The organism is Tropicimonas sp. TH_r6 (assembly GCF_033101155.1).
GTDB lineage: Bacteria > Pseudomonadota > Alphaproteobacteria > Rhodobacterales > Rhodobacteraceae > Tropicimonas.
In genome coordinates this window covers 179290-201878 of record NZ_JAWMPX010000003.1, presented here as the reverse complement: position 1 = coordinate 201878, position 22589 = coordinate 179290, and the positions used below count along the sequence as shown (strand labels likewise).

15 protein-coding genes, 1 tRNA gene and 1 pseudogene are annotated in these 22589 nt (G+C 57.2%); 13 read left to right on the top strand and 4 right to left on the bottom strand.

Annotated elements, in window-relative coordinates; translation table 11 throughout:
* Window positions 1–15: 15 nt before the first annotated feature.
* Together R3X27_RS04980 and R3X27_RS04975 are read right to left on the bottom strand one after the other, a co-directional pair.
* Window positions 16–1035 (bottom strand): putative zinc-binding metallopeptidase, encoded by a 1020-nt coding sequence (locus tag R3X27_RS04980; protein WP_317707725.1) that lies wholly within the window; start codon window positions 1033–1035, stop codon window positions 16–18.
* A gap of 272 nt (window positions 1036–1307) precedes the next feature.
* On the bottom strand, window positions 1308–3194 hold the full coding sequence (locus tag R3X27_RS04975; RefSeq protein WP_317707724.1) for an acyl-CoA synthetase: 1887 nt from the start codon (window positions 3192–3194) through the stop codon (window positions 1308–1310).
* A gap of 323 nt (window positions 3195–3517) precedes the next feature.
* On the opposite strand from R3X27_RS04975, the gene R3X27_RS04970 reads away from it, so the two are divergent.
* The 3 genes from R3X27_RS04970 (at window position 3518) to R3X27_RS04960 (ending at window position 5083) form a co-directional block, all read left to right on the top strand.
* A complete protein-coding gene (locus R3X27_RS04970) occupies window positions 3518–4117 on the top strand; it encodes a nicotinate-nucleotide adenylyltransferase (RefSeq protein WP_317707723.1) in 600 nt (199 codons plus the stop codon).
* 342 nt (window positions 4118–4459) lie between these two features.
* A complete protein-coding gene (locus R3X27_RS04965; protein WP_317707722.1) occupies window positions 4460–4795 on the top strand; it encodes a hypothetical protein in 336 nt (111 codons plus the stop codon).
* A 201-nt stretch (window positions 4796–4996) separates the two neighbouring features.
* Window positions 4997–5083, top strand: a tRNA-Leu gene (locus tag R3X27_RS04960).
* Window positions 5084–5594: 511 nt separating this feature from the next.
* Here R3X27_RS04960 and R3X27_RS25630 read toward each other — a convergent pair.
* A pseudogene (locus R3X27_RS25630) lies at window positions 5595–6620 on the bottom strand (recombinase family protein); the annotation flags it as partial.
* 141 nt (window positions 6621–6761) lie between these two features.
* Complete coding sequence (locus R3X27_RS04950; protein WP_317707720.1) at window positions 6762–7001, bottom strand: hypothetical protein; 240 nt, start codon at window positions 6999–7001, stop codon at window positions 6762–6764.
* 489 nt (window positions 7002–7490) lie between these two features.
* Here R3X27_RS04950 and R3X27_RS04945 point away from each other — a divergent pair, with 489 nt between their 5' ends.
* From R3X27_RS04945 to R3X27_RS04900, 10 genes are all read left to right on the top strand, one after another.
* Complete coding sequence (locus R3X27_RS04945; protein WP_317707719.1) at window positions 7491–7946, top strand: hypothetical protein; 456 nt, start codon at window positions 7491–7493, stop codon at window positions 7944–7946.
* Window positions 7947–8016: 70 nt separating this feature from the next.
* Complete coding sequence (locus R3X27_RS04940) at window positions 8017–8460, top strand: hypothetical protein (protein WP_317707718.1); 444 nt, start codon at window positions 8017–8019, stop codon at window positions 8458–8460.
* Window positions 8461–9419: 959 nt separating this feature from the next.
* On the top strand, window positions 9420–9893 hold the full coding sequence (locus tag R3X27_RS04935) for a recombinase family protein (protein WP_317707717.1): 474 nt from the start codon (window positions 9420–9422) through the stop codon (window positions 9891–9893).
* 100 nt (window positions 9894–9993) lie between these two features.
* Window positions 9994–10578, top strand: coding sequence for a hypothetical protein (locus tag R3X27_RS04930; protein ID WP_317707716.1), 585 nt, complete (start codon window positions 9994–9996; stop codon window positions 10576–10578).
* Window positions 10575–11303: a hypothetical protein gene (locus R3X27_RS04925; protein ID WP_317707715.1), complete on the top strand. Its 729-nt coding sequence runs from the start codon at window positions 10575–10577 to the stop codon at window positions 11301–11303. Before R3X27_RS04930 ends, R3X27_RS04925 begins: the two co-directional genes overlap by 4 nt.
* A gap of 252 nt (window positions 11304–11555) precedes the next feature.
* The gene (locus R3X27_RS04920) at window positions 11556–14705 is read left to right on the top strand and encodes an AAA domain-containing protein (protein WP_317707714.1); all 3150 of its coding nucleotides are present in this window, start codon (window positions 11556–11558) and stop codon (window positions 14703–14705) included.
* Entirely contained in the window at window positions 14674–16665 is a 1992-nt protein-coding gene (locus R3X27_RS04915) for a hypothetical protein (protein WP_317707713.1), read from the top strand. Before R3X27_RS04920 ends, R3X27_RS04915 begins: the two co-directional genes overlap by 32 nt.
* Complete coding sequence (locus R3X27_RS04910; RefSeq protein WP_317707712.1) at window positions 16665–18674, top strand: chromosome segregation ATPase-like protein; 2010 nt, start codon at window positions 16665–16667, stop codon at window positions 18672–18674. Before R3X27_RS04915 ends, R3X27_RS04910 begins: the two co-directional genes overlap by 1 nt.
* 71 nt (window positions 18675–18745) lie before the next feature.
* A complete protein-coding gene (locus R3X27_RS04905; RefSeq protein ID WP_317707711.1) occupies window positions 18746–20176 on the top strand; it encodes a DUF2357 domain-containing protein in 1431 nt (476 codons plus the stop codon).
* Window positions 20173–22542, top strand: a complete 2370-nt coding sequence (locus R3X27_RS04900; protein WP_317707710.1) for a hypothetical protein — start codon at window positions 20173–20175, stop codon at window positions 22540–22542. The genes R3X27_RS04905 and R3X27_RS04900 overlap by 4 nt, the downstream gene beginning before the upstream one ends.
* The last annotated feature ends 47 nt before the right edge of the window (window positions 22543–22589 follow it).

The following is a 22589-nucleotide window of genomic DNA, read 5'->3' as shown; positions in this document are numbered from 1 at the left end:
CAGAGCCGTACACGTTCAGCCATCCGGGCCGCGCTGGCCCGACGCGGGCAGGATTGGCTCGCGCACGGCGCGGTTCAGCCAGTGTTGCGCGAATTCCAGCTTGTCGCGCACCGCCGGGGTGAGCACGAACGGGTAGAGATCGTTGAGACCCATCGCGCGCGTCAACTGGTTCGAGGCCATGCCGAGGTCGATCGCCACATGGATCAGTTCATTCCCATCCGTTGCCGCGTAGGCATCGGCCGGCGGCCGGTATTGCGTCGGCCAGCTCAGGCCGGTGGCGACCGCACTGTCGACCATGTCGACCAGATGCAGGATATGGGCCGAGGTTTCGGCCCAGTCTTCGTGGGGATGGGCGCTGGCATATGGGGTGACGTATTGCTCCTGCCATCCCGCCGGCGGCCCCTTGGCGTAATGCCGCTTCAGCGCCGCTCCATAATCGGCCTGCTCGTCGCCAAAGAGAGCCCGGAACTGCTCGGAAAACCCGGGTTCGGTGCTCAACCGGTCGAAGATGAAATGCGCCAGCTCATGGCGCATGTGGCCGAGCATGGTGCGGTACTCCTCATCCAGCATCTGGCGGTTGCGCACCCGGATGGCGTCATCCGCCTCCGCCACGTTGATCGTGATGACGCCGTTCGCGTGACCCATCATCACCCGCTTGGTGCCGTCGCGCGTCTGCGCCGACTTGAAATGAAAGGCGGGCAGTGGCTCGGGGCTACCGGCTCTGAACCAGCCCCAACGCGCCAGCGTCGCCAGAACCCAGCGTTTGGCGACCTCAGCCTCGGCCCAGAGCGCGCCGTTCGGAATCACGGAGAGATCCGGCACCACGTCGGTCATCCGGCAGGCGTGACACAGGCTTTCGTCGGCAAGGTCGCGCGCCCAGTTGCAGCCGATCTCGTCGCGGTTGCTGCACGCCTCATCGGCCTCCACGAACGCATCCTTGCCGGGGTGGAACGCAACATCGGCATTGCAGGCGCTACACGCGGAATTCATGAAATACAGCATTCCGCCGCAGGACGGGCAGTTATACAGCCTCACCTGGCCCTCCAATCATTTCTGTTGTCTTGATCAATGATCCGAGCAGTGTCGGCCTTTCGCGATTCTCGCAATGGTCTTTGTCGAAAAGGCGCGCCTGTCAGCACGGGATCTCTAACCAAACCGAACTCTGCGGTCCGCTTGCCCAGAGCAAGTGCGGATTGAGCCGCCTCCCTGCGCCGAGCCACGCTCCTCTGATCGGCACGGTATCTGATGGCCCTCTGGCCGACCACAGCGCCGCTCGCAGGATCTGTCCCCGAGCGGCGCCTATACCCTCAGTCCGCCCATTCCCACGGGTTGGTGAACTCGCCCAGCAGATGACCGAGCGCATCCTCGTCGACCTCGCCGGTCTTTCTCAATTGCGCCACAAGACCCCGCTTCTTGCTCTCGACAACCGTGTCCACATGGGCAGCGATCTTCGCGTGATCGAGCGCATGCTGGTAGACCCGCTGGATCGCCATCTTGCGAAGATCCGGTTTGAAGATCTTGCCAACCGCCGTTTTCGGCAGCTCCTCGACGATCTCCAGATGTTTCGGCACGGCCGCCCGCTCGGTGATCCGGGGTCGGATATACTCGAGCAGTTCCTTGCTCGTTACCTCCGCCCCGTCGATCAGCTCGACATAGGCGCAGGGCAACTCGCCGGCAAAGGCGTCCGGCTGGCCGATTGCTCCGGCAAAGGCCACCGCCTCGTGCCCGGCCAGCGCTTCTTCGATGATCGCAGGATCGATATTGTGCCCGCCCCGGATGATCAGGTCCTTGGCCCGGCCGGTGATCCAGAGATAGCCATCCTCATCGATCCGACCAAGATCGCCGGTGCGCAGGTAGACATCGTGGTGGAACAGCTCGTGATTCTTGTCCGCCTCGGTATAAGTCGAGCCGGCATAGACGCCCGGATTGTCGATACAGATCTCGCCAACCTCGTCGGTGCCGCATTCCACCGGGCCGTCCGGCGTATGGGTCAGGATCTTTACGTCCGTATGCGGGAATGGGATGCCGACGGAACCGACCTTCTTGTCGCCCTTGGGCGGGTTGCAGGAGACGAGACAGGTGGCCTCGGTCAGTCCGTAACCTTCGGTGATCTCGACGCCGGTGGCCTGTTCAAAGCGGTGATAGAGTTCGATCGGCAGCGGCGCCGAACCGGAAAAGGCCATGCTGAGCGACGAGACATCGGCATTGACCGGACGCTGCATCAGCGCGGCAAAGGCGGTCGGCACGCCGATCATGAAGGTCGCCTGCCAGCGTTCGATGAGCTGCCAGAAATTGTCGAAGACCCCGTCGCCGCGATAGCCCTGCGGGGTCGGGAAGACGACATGCGCCCCCGATGCGATCATCGACATCAGGATCGGCTCCACCGCGAAGACATGAAAGAGCGGCAGCGGACAGATGATGACATCGTCCTTGTTGAACAGCAGCTTGTGCCCAAGCCAGCCATTGTAGACCATGCCGGAATAAAGATGCTGCGCGACCTTGGGCATGCCGGTCGTTCCGCCGGTGTGGAAATAGGCGGCGACGCGGTCGCCTGTGCTGTCCTGGAAGGTCAGCCTGTCGGCGGGATGCTTGGCGATCTCCTTGTTGAAATCGCGCATCGCGGCGGTGTGGTGGACGACGTTTTTCGGCCGGATCAAGGGGATGACGAGCTTTTTGACGCCGGTCACGTAGCGCAGCAGGTCCACTTCCAGCACATGTTTGACCGTGGGTGCGAAATCGACCGCCTCGGCGACTTTCTGCGCCACGTCCGTTCGCGGGAAGCTCTTGAGCGTGACCACGACCTTGGCCTTTGTCTCGCGCAGGATGGCAGAGATCTGGTCCGCTTCGAGCAGCGGGTTGATCGGGCTGACGATGCCGGCAATGGCGCCGCCAAGGAGCGTGTAGATCGTCTCGTTCGAGTTCGGCATGATATAGGCGACCGTGTCGCCCTCCTGCACACCCAGGGACCGCAAAAGATTCGCGGTTTGGAGAACCTTTCCGTGCATCTCGGCCCAGGTCAGCGTCTCGGCCGGGTCCTTCGGCCCGGACATGAGCTGGAAGGAGGCGGCGGGACGGGACCCGTGCTTCTCCTTCGCCTGGTTCAGAAATTGGTACATGGTGACAGGAACATCGCGTTCCTCCCACGCCATCTCGGTGTGAATCGCATCCCTGTCGGCGACGGTCGCAAAGCCCATCCCGTTCTCCTCCCTGTTCTCGCCCTCCCGGCATTGGGGGGCAAACTGAGGTGAAACAACTATGAGGATCAAGTCTGACGCTGCGCAACTAGAGATCGCAAACTGTCGTCAGGTATGTCGCTCGGGGCGACGGGTCGGGGCGTCGTGATCGGACGAGGTCTCGGGGTAACTGCCTCCGACCAGCGCTGTTTCGGGGCCTTCGGGTCACGCTGCCCGGCCTGAAGCCACGGTGTCGCCCCCCGGTCGCAACGCAAGATTGACAGGACCCGGGAAGGGAAACATTACGGACGGGAATGGCATCTCGGATCGGAAAGGCTCTGGCGATGAGAGATATGTTGCCCCACGCCCGGCCGGGACAAACGATCGGTTTGCTGGGCGGGTCCTTCGATCCGCCGCATGCGGGGCATGTCCATGTCACCCGCGAGGCGTTGAAGCGCTTCGGGTTGGACCGGGTCTGGTGGCTGGTCAGCCCGGGCAACCCGCTCAAGCCGCACGGACCCGCACCGTTGTCGCGCCGGATGGCAGCCGCGCGAGGGGTGATGGCGCATCCGAAAGTCGAGGTCACCGATATCGAAGCACGGATCGGCACGCGTTACACGGCCGAGACCTTGCAGGCGCTTCAGGCGCTTTACCCGTCCTGTCGGTTCGTCTGGCTCATGGGGGCAGACAACATGGCGCAGTTCCACCTCTGGGATCGCTGGGACTGGATCCTGCGCCATGTCCCGATCGGTATCCTCGCCCGCCCGGGCGACCGGATGGCCGCGCTCAATTCACCGGCGGCGCGGCTTGCCGCCCCCTGGCGGTTGCCGGCGCGCAACAGTGCCGCGTTGGCGCGCGCCGAGGCGCCGTGCTGGTGCTTCATCAATGTGCCGATGCGCGACATCTCTTCCAGCGAGATCCGCGCGCGAGGTGACTGGGGGTAGGGCGCGTGCTCGTGCAGTCCTGTGCAAGGTTTTCGACCTCGCCGGAGCCGGCCGGATCATGCACGCTGTCCAGATTTTGCTTGGCCCCGCGCGCCCCGACACCCCATCCAGCAACGTTGGCCGCTCCGCATCCCGGCTTCCGATCCGACCTCGCCCGATCGAATTGCTCCGATCTGATCGGCGCTCATCCTGTTCTGGCAGCCAGGTCAAGGCAGGGGCTTCGCCTGACCGATTGCCGGCAAGTCAAGCCAACGGCGTGACAATGGCCGCGCCTGGACATAAGCTGACGGGGATATGGTCGCCTTCCCGTTCCACCCCGGCGGTCCACTGAAGGAATAAGACATGCGAACCCGTCCGTTTCTCTCCGGAGCCCAAGCTCTCTCTCGCAGCACTCTGCTGGCCGCGCTGGTCCTGACGGTCGCCGGTTGCGAGGGCTACGGTCCGAACCCGTCCGGAGAGGTGATCCTTCCGGAGGCGACCCGGCATATCAATGCGGCCGCTCAACGCGAAGCGCAGTTGCGCACCGCAACCAGTGACGACGACCTGCCTGAACTCACCGGAGCCCCCGGTCCGGACGGCCTCTGGCCGGCCCGGGTCGGTGTGAATGGCATGACCGTCTATCGCGATGCAGACAGGCTGGTTGTGGGCTCGGAGGGGCCCGGTGCACGGACTCAATAGACCTGGTTCTGCGCGGAACGCCTAGTCCGGCACGCGCTGCTGGCCGGTGCGTTCGGTTGGTAAAATCCATGCATTCCAAGGAGTTCCAGTCAGATCGGCATGGGCTGCAAGGCCCGAGACGTTCGGTGTGAAAAAAACTGCATTTTCCCCTTTTCATCTTCGTTCAGCTTCGCTATCTACGCCCGGCCTACCTGATCACGTGCGGTCGTGGCGGAATTGGTAGACGCGCAGCGTTGAGGTCGCTGTGGGGTAACTCCCGTGGAAGTTCGAGTCTTCTCGACCGCACCATTTGACAATCAGGGTCGCTGAGATCAGCTAAGACCCTGAACGGAAAAGCGGAATTTGCAGTTCGATATCCCTTGGAAGCGGAGTATCGAACAGGCTCGGAAAACGCCAACCTCGCTACAGTCTGCTTGGTTTCGAGAGACCCGTTTTTATAAATAGTACAAGGGCTTGAGAGGAATTTCCGGGATAGTTCGAACATCTCGCCCTTTTTGCCTTCTGAAGGCAGCGGTTCTTCCGATTTTTCAATGAGCAAGAGCTTCTCACGTTTCAGTTTCTCGATACGTTCTTCAATGGCCTCAGCCACCGCAGAACTGGATGTGCTCAAGAACCGTTCAAGCAGAACTTGAATTTGACCCTCGATCGTCCGCAGTTGCTTCTTGGCGGCCTTTCTGTCTTCAACAGCTTGGGCTCGCCTGGACTCCCATGCATCAAGGAGCATCTCATCGGCCAACTGAAAGAGTTCCTTCGTGGGCTCGAGGTCGTTTAGGATCCTTTCATAACCGTCCTCGATGGTTGCCCGCGGGATGGAGGGGCGTTTGGAAGGACAATCCCTCGTTTGGCAGCGGTAGTAGGGATAGGGTTTGCGACACCCCTTTGACCACGATGCAGTCAAAGGTCGGCCGCAGTCATCGCAATAAACGAACCCGCGCAGGGGGAAATCTCTTGCCACATCCTTGCGAGTACCTGGTCGCCTTCGGCCCCGCCGAATTTCTTGGATCTTCAGGTGGGTTTGAAAACTGATAAGGCCCTCGTGTTGGCCCTCCCTGAGCGAAACATTCTGTGTGGGCGCCTCAATGTATCCGGCGTAAATCGGACGCTCGAGAATTTGAGTGATTTTCCAGTCCCGAATCTTTCCGTTGGGCAGATCTTTTGGAAATTCTGGCCTGCTCTCAAGAAACCGCTTTACGTCTGCTTGCGTCGAGAACCGTCCACATGCGAATCCTTCCAAGGCCTCTTTCAGGACTGAAGCAACAGGTTCGTCTGGAGTGAGAATTTTGTTATGGACCTTGTCCCGGGTGTAGACATACCCGATCGGAGCCCGATTAGTCCAATACCCTTGTTCCAGACGGGCTTGCGTCTTTTGAATGGTCTGCCGAGCGTTCTGTTTGCGCTCGAGTTGCCCTGAAGCCGCCAGTACAGTTTCTTGGAACTCTCCTTCGGGAGAGTCGTCGAATCTGAAGTTTAGACATTCAAGTTCCGAACCTTGCTCCCTGAACACATCTCGTAGCTCCAGATGGAATTTGGTGTCTCGGGCAAAACGTTTGAGATCATCGAAAATGACAACGTATTGAATGGCCGGTTGGGCTTTGATGAAGGCGAGCAAATCCCGAAGGCCGGGGCGCTTCCTGAAGTCACCGCCAGCAGTGGTGTCGTCTCGAAATACCGCCCCAACAGGGTAGCCTCGGGACTTCGCGTGGGCACGGCATCGATGCTCTTGGCTTTCCAGCCCCTCGCCTTCAATTCGTTGCTTGGGTGAAGAGACACGACAATAGATGATTGCGACCTTGCCCTCGAACGATGAATTAGCGGTGTTATTCATTTTTGACTTCATACCTTTGACCTTTTCTTCAAATGAAGCAGCAGTTCTCACCGAACTTCTTCAATCACTAAGGTTCGAAGTGAAGCCGGGGGAGAGATAACGTCCTCCCCCAACAAACACTTCGCCGCAATGGCCAACCTTTCAGCCATCGTCGGCTTCAACCGGCGAGAACCCGAGATCGACCAAAGACACAATTATCGTCCAGAGAGCATGAACGAGCTCTTTCTTTTGCTCGTTTGAAAGATCGGGATCATCGATCATTTCCTGATACTTGCCGATGTTCACCGAAACCGGTCGACGATCCGAACAAGCGTCAAAAGCGCAGACTGAATGACGTTCCTCGTCGGATTCAGGCTTAAAAGATTCGAGAGATTGATACACTTACAACAGGCCTCCTGGTTTGCGCAAATACGCGCTCTATTTGGGGCATTCGCCCCCTGCGATCATCGATCGCTTCAAGTGTGTGGCCGTGTTGCGGCGTCGAATCTGCCTGCGGAACAAAACATATACATCCGTCGACAGCCGTCAACCCCCAATTGTCCTTTTCGCCATCTCTCTCAGTGGTTTATATATTGGCCAACTTTGAAAAACCGGAAGGTTTTTTTTTAAATTTAGATCGCAACTAAGTGTTGCCGCAATCAAGCGAGCGGGATCGTCTCCGAACGCCGCCTCAGCATATATAGATCGAAGGCGCTTTCACTATTTTTGCGGACTTCTGCACGATTTCTGGTGAAGCCCATCCAGCGCCCAGCATTGCTGCTACATATATTTCAGAAGGATCTGGGAAGATGCTCTCTCAGCCCTTCCTTGGCAGCCTTGTCGTCTGGGCGAGACAAGGCTGCAAAGGAAGGGCCGCGAAGAGCTGGTGCGATGGACTTGAACCGCGAGATGGCGGGCAACTACGAACCATGGAAGGTCTATCAGATGACATGTTTTTACACGACACACCACGTTCCTGACCGGATGATTACTTCGGCCGAATGGTCTCTGTTGCAGTCCCTCGAGCAGGATCGAGAAGCATTGTTGTCAGCAGGCAAGTTGCTCGGGGGCAAGGATGGCCTGTCCCTCGTCGAAGGGCTCTACGTTGGAATCGCCAGAGACGGATTGGCGACCCATGGTGTTCGCCGCCGACTTTCGGCGCTCATGGCGCTTATTTCGCTTCGAAATGCCAGGAACCCAGGCCAGAGCGAGAAGGCATTTCTTGCGGAGCTCGATCTACTGGATCCGTGGATTGAGGGAATCTGCCTGCTCACCGACCGGTTGGCCTTTCGTCTGGCTGCGATTTCCAAGGAGCCGATCTGGGAAACCGCAAATGAGGCCGGATGACATTCTTCCAGAGCTCCAACAGGAGCTCTCTTGACGCGAATTCCCGCGAAAAACTTGGAAGGAGTTCCAAATGCATAAGAACCAACATGACAACGCTGGCGTTGGCGAGATCGTGTCGCTGATGGTCCGCGCCGCCATCACACTGACCGACGAACTCGGGGATGCCCGGCCCCTGTTTGATTTCCAACACCACAATCTCATCGACAAGGTTTCGAAGGCGCTCGAGATGCCTGAGTATCCCAACCGGGAGACTGAGGCAAACCTCGAGTTGCTCCAGGAACTGGTGAAGGTCCTGATCTTGCAACAGGTTCTCGGAGCAGAAACCTCGCTTCAGGAGGTCTATTCGGACTCCGGTATGATCGAGTACGAAATCTCGAGAACGCCCATCTATACGCTCAAGGGCGAGCGCCTCAAGAGGCTCAGCGATGCCCTCGTCGACTTTCAACAATGGCAGCTGGAACTGGTGATCCGCCAACGGGAAGCAGCAATCCTCGCGCAACGCTTCCCACACTGACCTCTGTGGTCCCCTTTGTCCGAACCAAGGGGACTGACTTGAACTCCGAGGTTTCCCCTCGTTGTGCGACTGCTGGGACTTGCATTTTGGCAATCAATCGCAGTGAACCGGCCAGGCCGAACTCTAACATTACTCACGTCTCCGCGTATCAGTTTGGATCAAGCAGGACTTCCGTGCCATGGCTTCAGCGAGAACGGTTCATGTGCCACCTCAGGGTATCTCTTCTCCAAGTCGCGATAGGAAGACGTGTGATTTGCCAAGGCCGCCCAGGTCTTGCCGGCCTATGGCCCCCGCGGTGCAGACGGATCCCCATCTGTGTAGCGACCGGAGTAGCTGTTGGACAACAGGGTTTGGCTCACGTGGGGCGCCTTGACCACGAAGGATCACACGGAAGGTTTGATGTCGTTGTCTTCTCGGTCACCGATGCGTTGTTTGTGAACACATCAATGACCGCGCAGATGGGCAACCCGCACGCCTACGCGCGCGCGTATATTGGCGGTTTTCTTAGAACCGGAAGAAAATTGTGTAAATAAATTATAGGCTTAGATGGTTGATCGGCATTGCGGGTAGGTATATGTCTTCAGCAGTTCGGACAAAGTGAAGTCGGGCTCACCTTTTGACGCAGGACTTATTCCTGTTTCTGCACGGTCTATTCACCGTTCGGAACCTGTAACCGCGAACCGCATCCTACGTGGCTTCGCGCCCTGTATGGAGAATGGACATTGTCGGCCATGAAGCCTCCCATCGCGCGTTAAGCGCAGGTCCGGCGCTATCGCGGAGATCTCTCCTTATTGGCCTCCAACAATAGCCTCGCGTCCCACAAGGCGTTGTTTTTCAGGAGAGGTTTGAGAACTTGAGCTGTACGATTTATCGGCCGCATCTGCGGTCGGTCTTTAGGGAGTGAGCAAGAATTACGGCATGGTGCTGGGATCTCGCTTCCGGAAAAGGAAGGGTTATTGATGACAACCAAATCCAAGATTGGCGTGATCTACGCCAGAAGCGCCAGTAGCTCCCAAGATCCCACTGAGGATAAGCTTCAAGGTCAGATCGACGCATGCAAGCGCTTCGCCGAGGAAGCCGGTGTTTTCGTTTCCAAGGTGTTTGTGGATGCTCCAGTCGGCTTCAATGCCCCCCGGCCGGGCCTGACGGACTTGTTGGGTTTCCTCGAGTCGCGAAAAGGCGCCGAGACCCTGGTGCTGGCAAGCGATTTGGCTCGGTTCTCCCGTAACATCGAGGACATCAGGAAGCTCGAGGCACGCTTTCAATTGCTGAACGCAAAAATCTATCCTTCTTACGGTGTTGCGGCAGGCTTCATACAAGGCAAGTCGAGGCAGCTTGATGCGGCGCTTCGCCTTTCAGAGGAGCGATACCGCTCGAAGGTCCCACAGCATCGCATCGCGGCAGCCAAAGCTGGAAAACAGGGCCAGGCATAGTCAAGGCCGATCTCCCGGCTTCCGAAACCGATGATTGCGTCCAATTTGGTCCCGCGGCCAGCCCCCTCTTGACCGTGTAAGCGCGGTTCTGACGGGAATTGTGGGCAGCATTCTGCAGATCTCTGACAAGAAGGCGCGAGTCGCACTTGGCGCCGGAGTCAACGTTGTCGCTGGGACCATGGCGGCAGGAGCGGGCACCGGACTGATCGGCAGTTTTGGCGTTGCATCGACAGGAACTGCCATCGCGTCTCTGGCGGGAGCAGCAAAGAGCACAGCGACCTTGTATTGGATCGGTGGCCTCGTTGGCGGAGGGGTTGCCGCAGGAGGTCTGGTATTGGCGGCTGGCGGCGCTGGGGCGGGCTATCTTGCCGCGCGGAAAATGCGATCGGCCGTATTTGGTTCTGCTCGTGGGGAGACTGAGATTTCCGAGGAGGAACAGCGTCTGCTTGAAACGATTGCGGCACTGAAATCAGCCATCTCGCAAGCAACTCTTGAAGATAGAGATGTTTCAACGGACGAGTTGAGCTTATTCTTCGAAATCGGCGTAAATCCCTTGGTCCGACATTTGCAAAAGGCCTTGGAAGTCGGCGTTTTTGACAGGCTTACCCACTACAACCGCATCAGACTGCGTGGGCAGGTCCATGTATTGCGCGGTTATCTTGAAGCTTCTGGAGATACCTTATGAATCGTAGAAGCGCAGCTGTCGTCATGGCTGTCACAATGCAGCGGATCGCAGATGGTTGGAGCGGCGGCTACTCGCCGGACCAAGCCTTGTGCATAGAGGCCTTGAGGCGTTCGAGCAATTCGCTCCATTCCGCCAGTGAAGCCGAACTGCGAGAGTATCTCAACTCATTGACCCCCGATCAGCTTCGAGGGGTCGTATCAAACGTAAAGGGCATATTCCATGAACTCCTGGTGGAACGTGCCGAAGACTTCGATGGAGATAATGTTTCCGCAGCGCTCTTCGATAAAACCAACCATCCCGGTGCCGACCTTGAGTTCTTCGTCGATGGCGAAGTGATAGGTCAGGTTCAGTTGAAGGCTGTACAAGACCCGGCAGCGCTCGCCGACCACTTCGAAGTCTATCCGGATATCGAGGTTATGGTTACTTCAGAGGCGTTCTCTCAGTATCAGGGTTCGTTCTCCGACTTGGTTTTCGACTCAGAGTTTTCCAACGTTGATTTGGCTGCGCTGACCGAAGAAACCCTGGGAGACCTTGCTGGCGAGACTCTTTCAGGTATCGTCCAGGATGGTGCAATCACTTCGGCCCTGGTGACCGGAGCTATTCAAGCGAGAGCAATCTTGGACGGTCGGCGCATAGACAAGAGAAGTTTACGCTCCGTGCTGGAGAACATGGGGGTCGGGATCGCTACCGCAGTTGCTGTCGAGGCGTTGATCAACGCTGTATAACTTTCGGTGTGCCCCCGGCCACCGCGACAGTTGCCACGAGTTGTCCAATTGCGACACACCACCTCCTTGTAGTTCGCTGAAATAGCGCTCAACTTCATGTGGTTGTGTGTGAAAAACAACTTGGCAAGTGCCATCCACCAAGAGTTCCCAATTCAAGGCCCGAAGGTGCCCAAGGGTCAACTTGAAGGGGCAGGCATTTGTGGAGGGCAAGGACATCTCACTGTCTTTGCGAATTCCTGAGGGAAACACCGCTTGAGCGCAGTTTTGAAGACAGTCGAAGCTTTCCCGAGGGGGCGAACCACCAGAGAGCTTATTGCGCTTCTGGATGCAGATTTTAGCTTTGGGCGACGAGAAGAAATCCGCGCAGAACTCTTGTCGTTGCAAAAACAAGGGATTTTGACCCTTGGAAAAGACGACAAGTGGAGGGTCGTTGGTCGGAAGCCTTCGGCACTGAGAAAATCAGATAGCGTCGATGACCGGCTGGCAGTTTCAGAACCACCAGATTCACTTGCAGCCGTGCCCGCGTATTTCGGGAAGGAGCGGAGTTCGTCTTCGACCCCTGACGATGCTGTTGCAGGTGACCGCCATATCAACCCAAACGACCTGCTGCGATACTACAAGGCAGCATTGCAAAGTGATCCTCGTGGCGCTCTGACACAGGCACCAGACCGGCACACAACAGCATTCCAGCTCGTTTCAGGAGCCGGTGATCCGTTTCCAGCTGATGAAGACGTTGGGATCGTTCGCGTGCAGCTGGACCACCTTCCAGACAGCTTCAGGGAAGCTATTGCTCGCAGAGATGCAAACGAACGCGCCCTTGCCGTTGGTTGGCCGATAGAAATCGGACGACGAGCTGGTGCTCCCACGGTACGTCCGGTCGGACTCATTGCGGCAACGTGGGACTACAAGGCAGATTTCCTCGAAATTCGTATCGAAAACGATGATGTCATCGTGAACCCGGATTGGGTCAAGGCAGCGGCGCAGGGATCGCCTTGGTCGAATGCAGGGCTCTCCGAAGTGTTCGCCGGCCAGGGTGGCACCGGCCTCGGACGCGACAGATTTTCGGCTCGCCTGCGAGAGGCAGCTGCACGCTCCATTCGCGGTCGAATTACTGGTCGGTCCTTCGCGTCCAAGCTTGAAACATCCGATGTAGGCATTTTCGACGCGATGGGTCTCTTTTTCCCTGTTGGAAGCACTTTTACCGCGGGTGCCGTCCGGGATCTTGACGAGATCGCTTATTGGGAGCCGGAAAAAATCTCGCGCACCTCGTTGGGCCCTCTCCTGGGTATGTCCTATTCAGGCGACGAAACTGAAAGGCCTCCGATCAATGTCGGTCCACTCAATCACGAGCAGATCCGGGCGGTTTCTAATGCCAATCTGAAGGCGCTTTCTGTCGTTACCGGCCCACCAGGAACTGGGAAGAGCCAGGCGATTGTCGCAATGGCGGCCACTACGATTCTGGGTGGCGGTGCGGTCGCGGTTGCGTCCAAGAACCACCAAGCTCTGGACGCGGTCGAACAACGGTTGTCCGAGATCGCACCCAATGCTCGGTTTTTGGTGCGGACATTGGACCCTGCTCGAGAAATCGACGTCAACCTGACTACTGTCGTGTCAGAACTTGTTTCGGAACCAAGTGGCCCCGCCGGAGCCGCGGATCTGGTGCTGGAATCGGAGTTATCGATCTTGGCACGACAACGTCTTGCGGCGCTCGACAATGTCGAAACCACACGCAATTTGAACACTGAACTGGCCGATGCAATCGAGACGATCGAGGCTCGTAGGGCAATCGCAGAGCAAAATCTTCCAAACAATGCTGCTGTTCCGGCTTCGGGACTGTGGGGTCGGGTTCTGAAATGGCTCGCTCAGCTGTTCGGATTCGGAGGATCTGCCGAAGGTGGGATGGAGACGTCCCGCCTCGGGTTGGAACGCCTGATAAAGAAGAACAGGGAGCGATTGAAGGAACTTGGATCACCAGAAGACCCAGTGAAACTCACTGAGGAAATCGAGTCCCTGGCAAAGACCGTCCTTCGCCAGACTGTTGCACATCGGGCCGGTCTGACAGAGGAACAACGGATCGCGCTATCGAACGAGTATGCTGACCTTTCGCTCCACGAAGGTGCGACCATGTCTCGGGAGATTGCTGAGACTGTCTTGCAGCACAGGCCTCTTTGGCTTGCGTCGGTCCTCGGAGCGCCCAAACGGCTTCCTCTCTACGAAGGACTCTTCGACCTCGTGATCTTTGACGAGGCAAGCCAATGCGACATTGCATCTGCTCTACCATTGTTGGCGCGAGCAAAACGCGCGGTTGTGGTCGGCGACGATCGGCAACTTGCATTCATTCCCCAGCTGGGAGCGAAGCAGGACCGCAACTTGATGATGGCAAATGGTTTGCCCGAGAAGGGGACAGGGCGTTTCTCGCAGAGTGCCAAGAGCCTATTCGATCTCGCGCGCAGTACGCCCAATGTTCCAACCGTCATGTTGCGTGACCAGTATCGTTCTGCAGAGGACATCGTTGGCTACATCAACACGCAATTCTATGGCGGTAAACTACGTGTATCGGCCAACCTCGACGGCTTGAAAGTTCCTCAAGGGCGAAAGCCCGGCTTGGCCTGGACAGATGTTCCAGGGCCGGCAGTATCGGGGCACAACGCCCAAAACGCCAACGAGGCCGAAGTTGCAGCGATCTGCAAGGAGGTCGGCGACCTGCTCGTGACGAAGGGGTATACTGGAAGCATCGGTGTCATCTCGCCATTCAGATCCCAGGTGCAAGCACTCACGAAGGGGTTGCAAACCGCAATTCCCCAAGAATTGTGGGAGAAGTCGGATCTGCGGGTCGGCACTGTAGACGGCTTCCAGGGACAGGAGCGTGACCTGATCCTTTTCTCGCCGACTGTTCACCGAAAGATTCGTTCCAGTGCCGTTACATTTCTCCAACGCGATTGGCGGCGAATGAACGTTGCCATCAGCCGCGCTCGCGCTGTTGCCCATGTGTTCAGTGATCTCGGATACGCGAGATCCGGTCGAATCAAGCAATTGCAGAGCCTTGCTGCGCGTGCAACCGAACCTCGCCCTCTGACCGGTGAAGGCATCTTCGACAGCGAGTGGGAGCGACTTGTTTTCCATGCCCTTAATGCGCGCGGCCTCAACCCGCAGCCGCAATACGACATCGCCGGCCGACGGTTGGATTTCGCACTCTTCGGCTCTTCGGGCATCAAGCTCGATTTGGAGGTCGACGGACGGCGCTGGCACCAGGACTTGGATGGAAACCGAAAACTCGACGATCACTGGCGTGATCACCAGATGCGTTCGCTTGGATGGAAAGTCCGGCGATTCTGGGTGGATGAACTGAAACAGGATATGGAGGGTTGTCTTGACCTCGTCGAACGAGACCTCAACGAGTGATACCTGGCGAAAGTCACGGACCTTCACCCGAATTTCAATCGCATTTGCCGTTGTCACCGTAGCGGCATTCGGATTCCTGCTGTTCAAAATCAATGAACTGGAAGTCGAATATGGAAGCATTCGCGTCAACAAGGAGCAGACCTTGGCTGACATCGCTGGCCTGCAAAGTCAAAGGGATGGTTTCCGAGCCGAAATCACAGGCTTGAAGATGGAACGGGAAGGGCTCGAAGCAGATCTTGCTACATCCCGAACCCTACAGTCGCAACTGAGCAGCCGTAACGAACAGATAAAGTCTGCCGAGACAACGTATCACGCTCTTCAAGGCGACATCGCGGAGGCGGACCGACTGATTGCCGAAAGGGATGGAGTTCGCAGGGCACTCGAGAAAGACCGGGTTCAACAGGATAGAATTGCCAAGAAACGGGACGAATTGCTTTCCGAGATTGAACGATTGGAGCGTGATAAGGACTCAGCGGCCGATCAGGCCCGACTGGCCAAGAAGGCTTTGGATGACCTGCAAGACGAATTGGTCGACCTCCGCGCTCAAAAGCTGGAGCGAGACCGAGTCGTTTCGGAGTTGACCAATTCCCGAAACCAGTTGGAGGACACCAAAGAACAGTATGATCATGTTCTGAGAGAGGCTGGGGAGAAGGAAGCGGCCGCCAAAACCGCAGAACGGCGCGTGCAACAAGCTCAGGCAAGTCTTAAAACGCTGCTGTCCGAAAGCAGCGCAAAGGAACAAGAGCTCCAGAGACTCAGAGGCGAGATCGGCAAGCAGACATCGATCTTGGAGGGACTGCGCCAGGATACGTCGACCCTTTCTCCGAAAGTTGACGAATTGCGAACAGAGGAAGCACGCCTGAGAGGGATTGAATCGAAGATAGCCGAAGCCTCGGATCGACATTCGCAGCTCCGTGATGAAATCGGTTCAATGGAGGCGAGCAAGGTAAGACTTGGGAGCGAAATTGACACTGCCGAGAGTGCGCTTGTCGACACAAAAGGAGAGGTTCAAGTGCTGCAAGTCGCGCTCGCAGCGGCTGCAGCGCAGGAGGCCGAGGCAGGTGACCGTATCCAAGATTTGCTTCAGAAACAGCAAGAAGCTACCGAACACCAGGAGTTCCTCACCCGACAAATCCAGGAACAGGGGGCTCAACTGGCGGGACTGAGGGCGGAGGTTGAAAGCGCCCAAGAGTCCCATTCGAACCTTTTGGCTGGAATCAAAACTGCCAGACCGGCACTTGTTGGCCTACGGGGGCAGTCTGCCACCCTATCCCAAGAGGTTGATGAACTTTCGCTCGAGAAGAATGATCTACTCGAATACCTGGGAGGAGCTCGCGAAGAGAGTGCTCGTCTATCGGAAGCACGTACAGCTCTGGAAAACTCCATCGCAGCCCGGAAGAGTGAGGTTTCGGCAGCGCGGGAGCTGATCGCAGAGTTGGAAACGAAAATCAGTGCGCTTTCGGCCCAAGAGGCTGAAGCGAGAGATGCAGCCGTGGCTGCACGGCAGATGCTTGCGGAACTTCAGGCGGCGATACCAGCCCTTTCGGGATTTCCGGAGCAGGTGTCGGAGTTGGGAGAAAAAATCGAGGCGTTGCTGAAACAACAAAGTGACCTGCTTGCCGACGTTGGTGCCCTTGAGGAAAGGAAAGCTCGCCTGGCAGTGCAGAATGATGGTCTGGTTGCAGATTATTCAACGGTCTTGGAAAAAATCGAAGACCAGAAAAAAGTTGCCGCGAATTTGGAAACCCAGATTGCCGATCTCAATGCACGAAAAGACACGGTCGGTTCCCAAGTAACCGCAGAGCGCGGAAAGCTGGCTGGATTGAAGGCTGAACTGGACGAACGGTCGCAGCCAATGCCTGTCCTTGGGCCACAAGAGCAATCGGGGGCAGTGGTTCCTCCGGGTGGACAACCAGAAACGCCTGACGAGGCCGAGCCTACCATGGTGGAGGAAAACTGATGGGACAACTTCTTCTCACCGTCCTCCTGGTAGGTTTCGCATTGCTGGCACTCGTAATTGTCATGGTTGTGGTTTCCTGGCGCGCAGATCATGCGAACACCATCAAAGGTCCATTGGCGACAATTGGTGAGCTTGAGGCACAGATCGGCGGAAAAAATAACACGCTAACCGAGTTGGAAGATGAACTTCAAAAACGGCGGGAAGCGATCAAGACGGTTGCCGACATCCAGGCAGAAGTCGATTCATTGATCCGGCAACGTGAGGAATTGCAGCAAGAGTGGATGCAGCTGGAGGAACGCCGCGAAGAGGTTCTGGCGCTTCGGCAGGAAACCGATGAGGCGCAGACGGCGCTTTCAACGGTGACTCGCGACCTGCAAGACAAAGCCGCCGAGCTTGAAAAAGTTGAGACAAGGCTTTCCCGTGCAGAGCAACTGGTATCCCAAATCTCGCAGCTTGAGGACGACCAAGCCCGCCTGGAGAAGGAAGTCGAAGATCTGAGAGCCAACCTTTCGGATCTTCAGACGCTGCAAACACGGGAGCGGGAGCTGCACTCTGATATCGAGAGATTGGAGCGCGATACAGCCCGCCTAACAGGAGAAACCGAGGCGTTCAGAAATCGAAGAAGTGAGGCGGAGGAAGCGGCGGGCGCCGCGCAGGAACGGGTAGAGCGCATCAAAGCTCATCATCTCGAGGAAGCAACCAAACTCGCCTCAGCTCAGACAGAGATTGCTCGAATTGACTCGCAAAGGGCGGAACTGCTTGCCCAAATCGAAGCAATGAAAGGCAAGACCGGCGCTGGCGGAGCTGCGGGCGCCGGCGGCGAGGAAGATCCCTTGGCGGAGATGCGGGTACTTCCACCGGTTCTCGCTGATATGCGCGATTGGCCGGAGCGAGATCGAGAGATCGAAAACGAAGCCTTGTACCGGGTCTCGGTTCACATGAAGGCCTTGGGACTCGAATTCCACACCCGCGTAATTCGCGCGTTCCACACCGCCATGAAGGTCAACGAGACCACCCAAATGGCTGTACTTGCGGGTATCTCCGGAACAGGGAAAAGCCAGCTTCCCCGTCGGTACGCCCAAGCCATGGGCATCGGATTTCAACAGGTTCCTGTCCAACCCAGATGGGACAGTCCGCAGGATCTCATGGGCTTCTTCAATTACATCGAAGGGAAATTTCGACCGACCGACTTGGCCCAGGCGCTTTATCATCTTGACCAATACAACGGACCTGAAGAAAGCCGGGATTTTCAAGAGCACATGATGTTGATCTTGCTCGACGAGATGAACCTCGCTCGGGTCGAATACTACTTCTCCGACTTCCTCAGCCGGCTCGAAAGCCGGCCTGGAATCGGTGAAGCAGGCAAGATGGAGACACGCAAGGACGCCGAACTTTTCCTCGACATCCCGATGCCAGAGGGGCAGGTCTCGCCAAGGATTTTCCCCGGCTACAATGTCCTTTTCGCGGGGACAATGAACGAAGACGAAAGCACCCAATCGCTTTCTGATAAGGTAGTGGATCGGGCCAACGTCATGCGGTTTGCTGCTCCCCGTTCGATCCGTTCGGGCGCTGGAATTGGGGATATTGTCAAGACCGAAGCCCTGTCCCGGAGCCAGTGGAGCGCCTGGGTCCGAACGACGTCTTCGCTTGGCACTGATCTTCCAGCGGTCGAGCAACATCTCGATCGGATGGTGAATCTGATGTCGAGTTTGGGAAAACCTTTTGGCCATCGCCTTGGACGGGCGATCATGGCCTACGCAGCGAATTACCCATCTGACAACGATCGGCGCGACGTACGAACTGCTTTGGCTGATCAGGTGGAGATGCGACTTCTTCCCAAGCTCCGCGGTGTAGAAATGGAGACTGCGGGCGGAACTATTCAGGACCTGTCGGGATTTATCGAAAACGATCTTGGAGATGCGGTCCTTGCCGAAGGAGTCCGGGAGTCCGCACGTATCGCTGAGGATACTACTGGGCAATTCATCTGGCGGGGAGTGAGCCGCGAATGAACCTTCTGCGGCGGCCATGGACCATGCGCACGGCGTCAGTCGGTGACACGGTGCTTGGCCCTGAAGACTGCATGTTGGGAGAAGCCAAGGTCGGCGAAGGCGGACAATCGCGCTATACCTGTTTGCTTTCGCGAGCCGATCAGGAGTTGAGGCTTTTTCCCTACCCCAAGTCCGGTGCTTCAAGTTCCCCAGTGCAGATCGAAGGTCTTCCCGCCCGCCCACGGATCGGACTTGACCCCAAGGATGACGACGAAGAGGAGAGACGGGCCGTTGATGCATCCGGGCGGATGCACCGGGTGCTGGCGCGGATAGAGGAGATGGAAGGAGCTCTGGATGATCCGGAGAATCTTTGGCCGCGCCTCCAAGAGGCTTGGGATCGTGCCGAAGACGAAAGCGACCCACGAATGGCAGAGATCGTTCGGCAAGCCAAACAGGTCAAGCAGTACCTTCTCGATCTCGAAAGGCACATGCGCAAGGTGTTGCGCAGAATTCGGGAGCTTACGCCGCTTGACAGAGTCCAGGAGATGGATCGAGCCTCCATGCTCTGGATGGTTCGACAACCGGGCCGGTCAATCGCCGAACGCGCAGGCGCAGATCAGCGCATCCTGTCGATCGCAAGGCACGAGAATTTCGACACACTCGAGAACCGGGTCCTTCACGCCTATCTACGTCTGGCCTCGCATTTCGCGCGTCGCTGGCTTCGGGAGCATCGTCGGGCACGACACAGCTACAGGTATCGGGATGTTGAGTCCTACTCGCGCCTGTGCCGGCGCATTGATCGTGAGCTGAATGAACTTGGCGTCGGCATCGCTGAACCTGGCGTGACAGCGAATTACGTGCTTCTGGAAAACCGTTCGTACCGTGTCGTGAGGGAATCCTGGTTGCGATTGCTTCGGCAAGACAAAGCGGAAGACGAACTTTGGGCTTGGCAAGCGGAAAGCTGGACCGACTTTTGTGTGCTTGCACTGACACTTGCTCTGCACAGGATGGCCGATGCCAAGCTTCTGGCTCAAGCCCCAGTCGTATGGTTGGATGAGGCAATGCAGGGTCGTCGGTTTCTCCATGATCGTCCGTTGGCCGTTTTCTGGCTCAAAAACTCGAATCTGCTGGTCGAAGTCCAAGCCCGTCCTGAAGGGATTTCTCCAATTCAATTCGCGGCCAAGGCAAATGTCTGGCTTCGGGTAACCGAACTGAATAGCGACGCATACGAACGCCGAGTTCCCGTATGGACGCCTCACTCCTTCGAGAGGATGGATCTTGGAACAGATGCGGCCGATGCCGCCAGTTTGATAGAAGCGCTCAGGTCTCGAGCAAATATCGACCTTATGCGAGAGGGTCTCATCCTCACGCAAGCCCACGGACATTTTGAGGAGATCGAACGAACAGCCGGAAAAAGCCGGGTTCAGGCCATCGCTCTGGACGCAGTCGGAGAAACCCTTGGCAACGGCACGCGCGCATTGGCCAGTTTCGTCAGATCGTGTTTTTCGGAGGCGAACGTATGAAGCGTCTCGTTGGTATCGACCTGAATGGCTGGAACGATTTCACTGCGAGAAACTGGCTTGATGTGCCGGGCCAGGAAATCGAGAAAACAAACCAAGTGATCCATGGCGGCATAGGCGGGAGTGTAGTGCGGGTCCGAGAAAAAACCGACGGTGTGGAGTACATCGGCGGTATTCAGGCAGAGCGTGCGCCGCACGGACGTGGAGCAGGTTGGGGCAAGATGATCGGTGAGGCCTCCCGGCGTCGGCAGGTTCTCGATCTGCTGGAGAAGCCAAAGGAACATACCGAAGAAATCGCTCGGGCGATCCAAGCCATGGCTGACGGCAGGAAGTCGACCATGGTCATGGCTATTCCAGATCTTCCCTCTTTGGATGAGGGTAGGCAGGAGGCTCTGCTCTCTGCGATGCAGATTCTGCGTCCTGGGCGCCGACTTCTCGTTTGGAGGCCTGTCCTTGCGGCGCTCGCCGCGCTCTCCTTGTTCAAGGAGGAGCCTTGGGAAACCATAAGATCCGTTGGGGTACTCGATCACAACACCGACGGTTTCGCGTTGCAAACGCTTCGACTTAGACACCAAGGCGTTCCGGCGCCGGAACGTCAATCCGTTGGGGAGCCAATTGCCAGTGAATTGGGCCTCGGCGCCATACAACGGCAGGCTCTCTCTGCACTTCTTGAATGCTGCGAAGATCAAACTCATATCGCCCATGTGATTTCCTCACCCCTGTCGTGGCGTATGGCACTGGGACTCGACACCGGGCCCCTGCCGCTGCGCCGATGGAACGGAAGTTGGGAGGTCATTAAACCTCCTGAATCGTTCTTGCCGAATTCTGGAGAACTACCGATCACCATGGGTGCAAGCATTGAGAAATGCGATGTAATCCTACTGGCAACCCCAACAAACGGCTCAATCAGACAGCGCATCAGGGAAGCTATCGAAACGTCCCTTGGGCGATCTATCGTTATGTTGGAACCAAATTCAATTGCCTGTGGAGCATTGGAAGCAGCACGCAGACTGGCGGACGGCTTGCCTGTCTATTACGACTTTCTTCCGCAGATTTCGACAATCATTCAGGATTCAGATGGAGCAAAGAGCTACAATCTGATTCCCCCCAATGCACTTCTGCCAGCTGGTCAACTGTACCGCAGCTCTGATCCTGCGAGACTTGGAATGCTTGCGGGAACAGAAGAGGTGAAGGTCCACCTGAAGAAGGAGAGCATAGCAGAACCACGACGCGCCGTGGTGGCACTCCCGCTTCCGGTGGCAACAAACTGCACCGTCGAGTTGCACGTCCAGCAGGCGCCTGCTGCGGGCCGCGCGCACCTCACACTGACATCCGAAGTCTTAACGGGGCCAGTTATTGTCGATTGGGACCAAGCCGAACCATTGGCTATGAATTGGGAAGAGCTGATCGAAAGCCTGGAGCCCGAAAAACCGACCGTACCCAATCGCCTTGTTCTGCCTTGCGGAACAGAAAACTGGTATGGGAGGAAAAACCGCCCGGGACTTCTCGAATTGCTGGAACAGGAAGTACCTGCACTCTATCCGAACTGGCAGTTGCTCGCGCGGAAAATGTCGAATCGCCCGTTCGGAAAGTACTCGGTATCGAGCGATGGCGAACTTTCTTCCGACCTCCCCGAGGAGGCCGAAGACATACTGAACCAAGCATCGGCACTCGCGGAAGCAGATGTAGCAAAGCGTCTCGCCGGCGGTGGGAGCCAGGACAACAACTCCCTGGGCTTCCTCACTTGGTTGTTCCGCCGCTGCCCAGATTGGATCCCACCAGTGCTGCTGGAGGCCCTCCATGCCGGTCACAAAAATCACGCTTTCTTCGAAAAGTATCAATCGGCCACACTGTTGCTTCAGGGATTGGGAAGAACCGCAAAAGATCCTGAGGTCCAGCGCCAGACTTTCGACTATCTCCTCGCACTTCCTGTACAGGGGTGGAAAAAGGACCAGATGGCGTGCGCGTCCCAATTGCTTTCTCGAACGGAGAGCGCGCCAAAGCTATTGAAGAGGGAGGAAGTCGAGAAGATAGCCGGAATTGCTGAAGGCAAGGTTCTCGAGGCTGTCGGAGAAAGGTTCACGTCCCGCTACTCCTACGGGCCATTCCTTCTGGTTGGGCTTCTGCGATGGCGTCTCGTTGACCCGTGGGCATTGGTTGTCGATCGTGACCCGGTGGCAGACAGGCTATTCAAAGCCACACAGTTGCTTGTCGACCACCTGAGCCGACAGTTGGAGGAGGAGCACTATCTCGCGCGTTATCATGCTGTCTTACTGCAAGTACTGGAAGAGTTGGCAGGAGAAGGAAGTAACCCGAACTTGCTCTTCGATCTCGAGAGCATGACGAAACCGCCGTCGGCCAACTCATAGGGTGCGGACGATAGTAGCCACGGCGACGCACTTGCCGTTGCAACGGA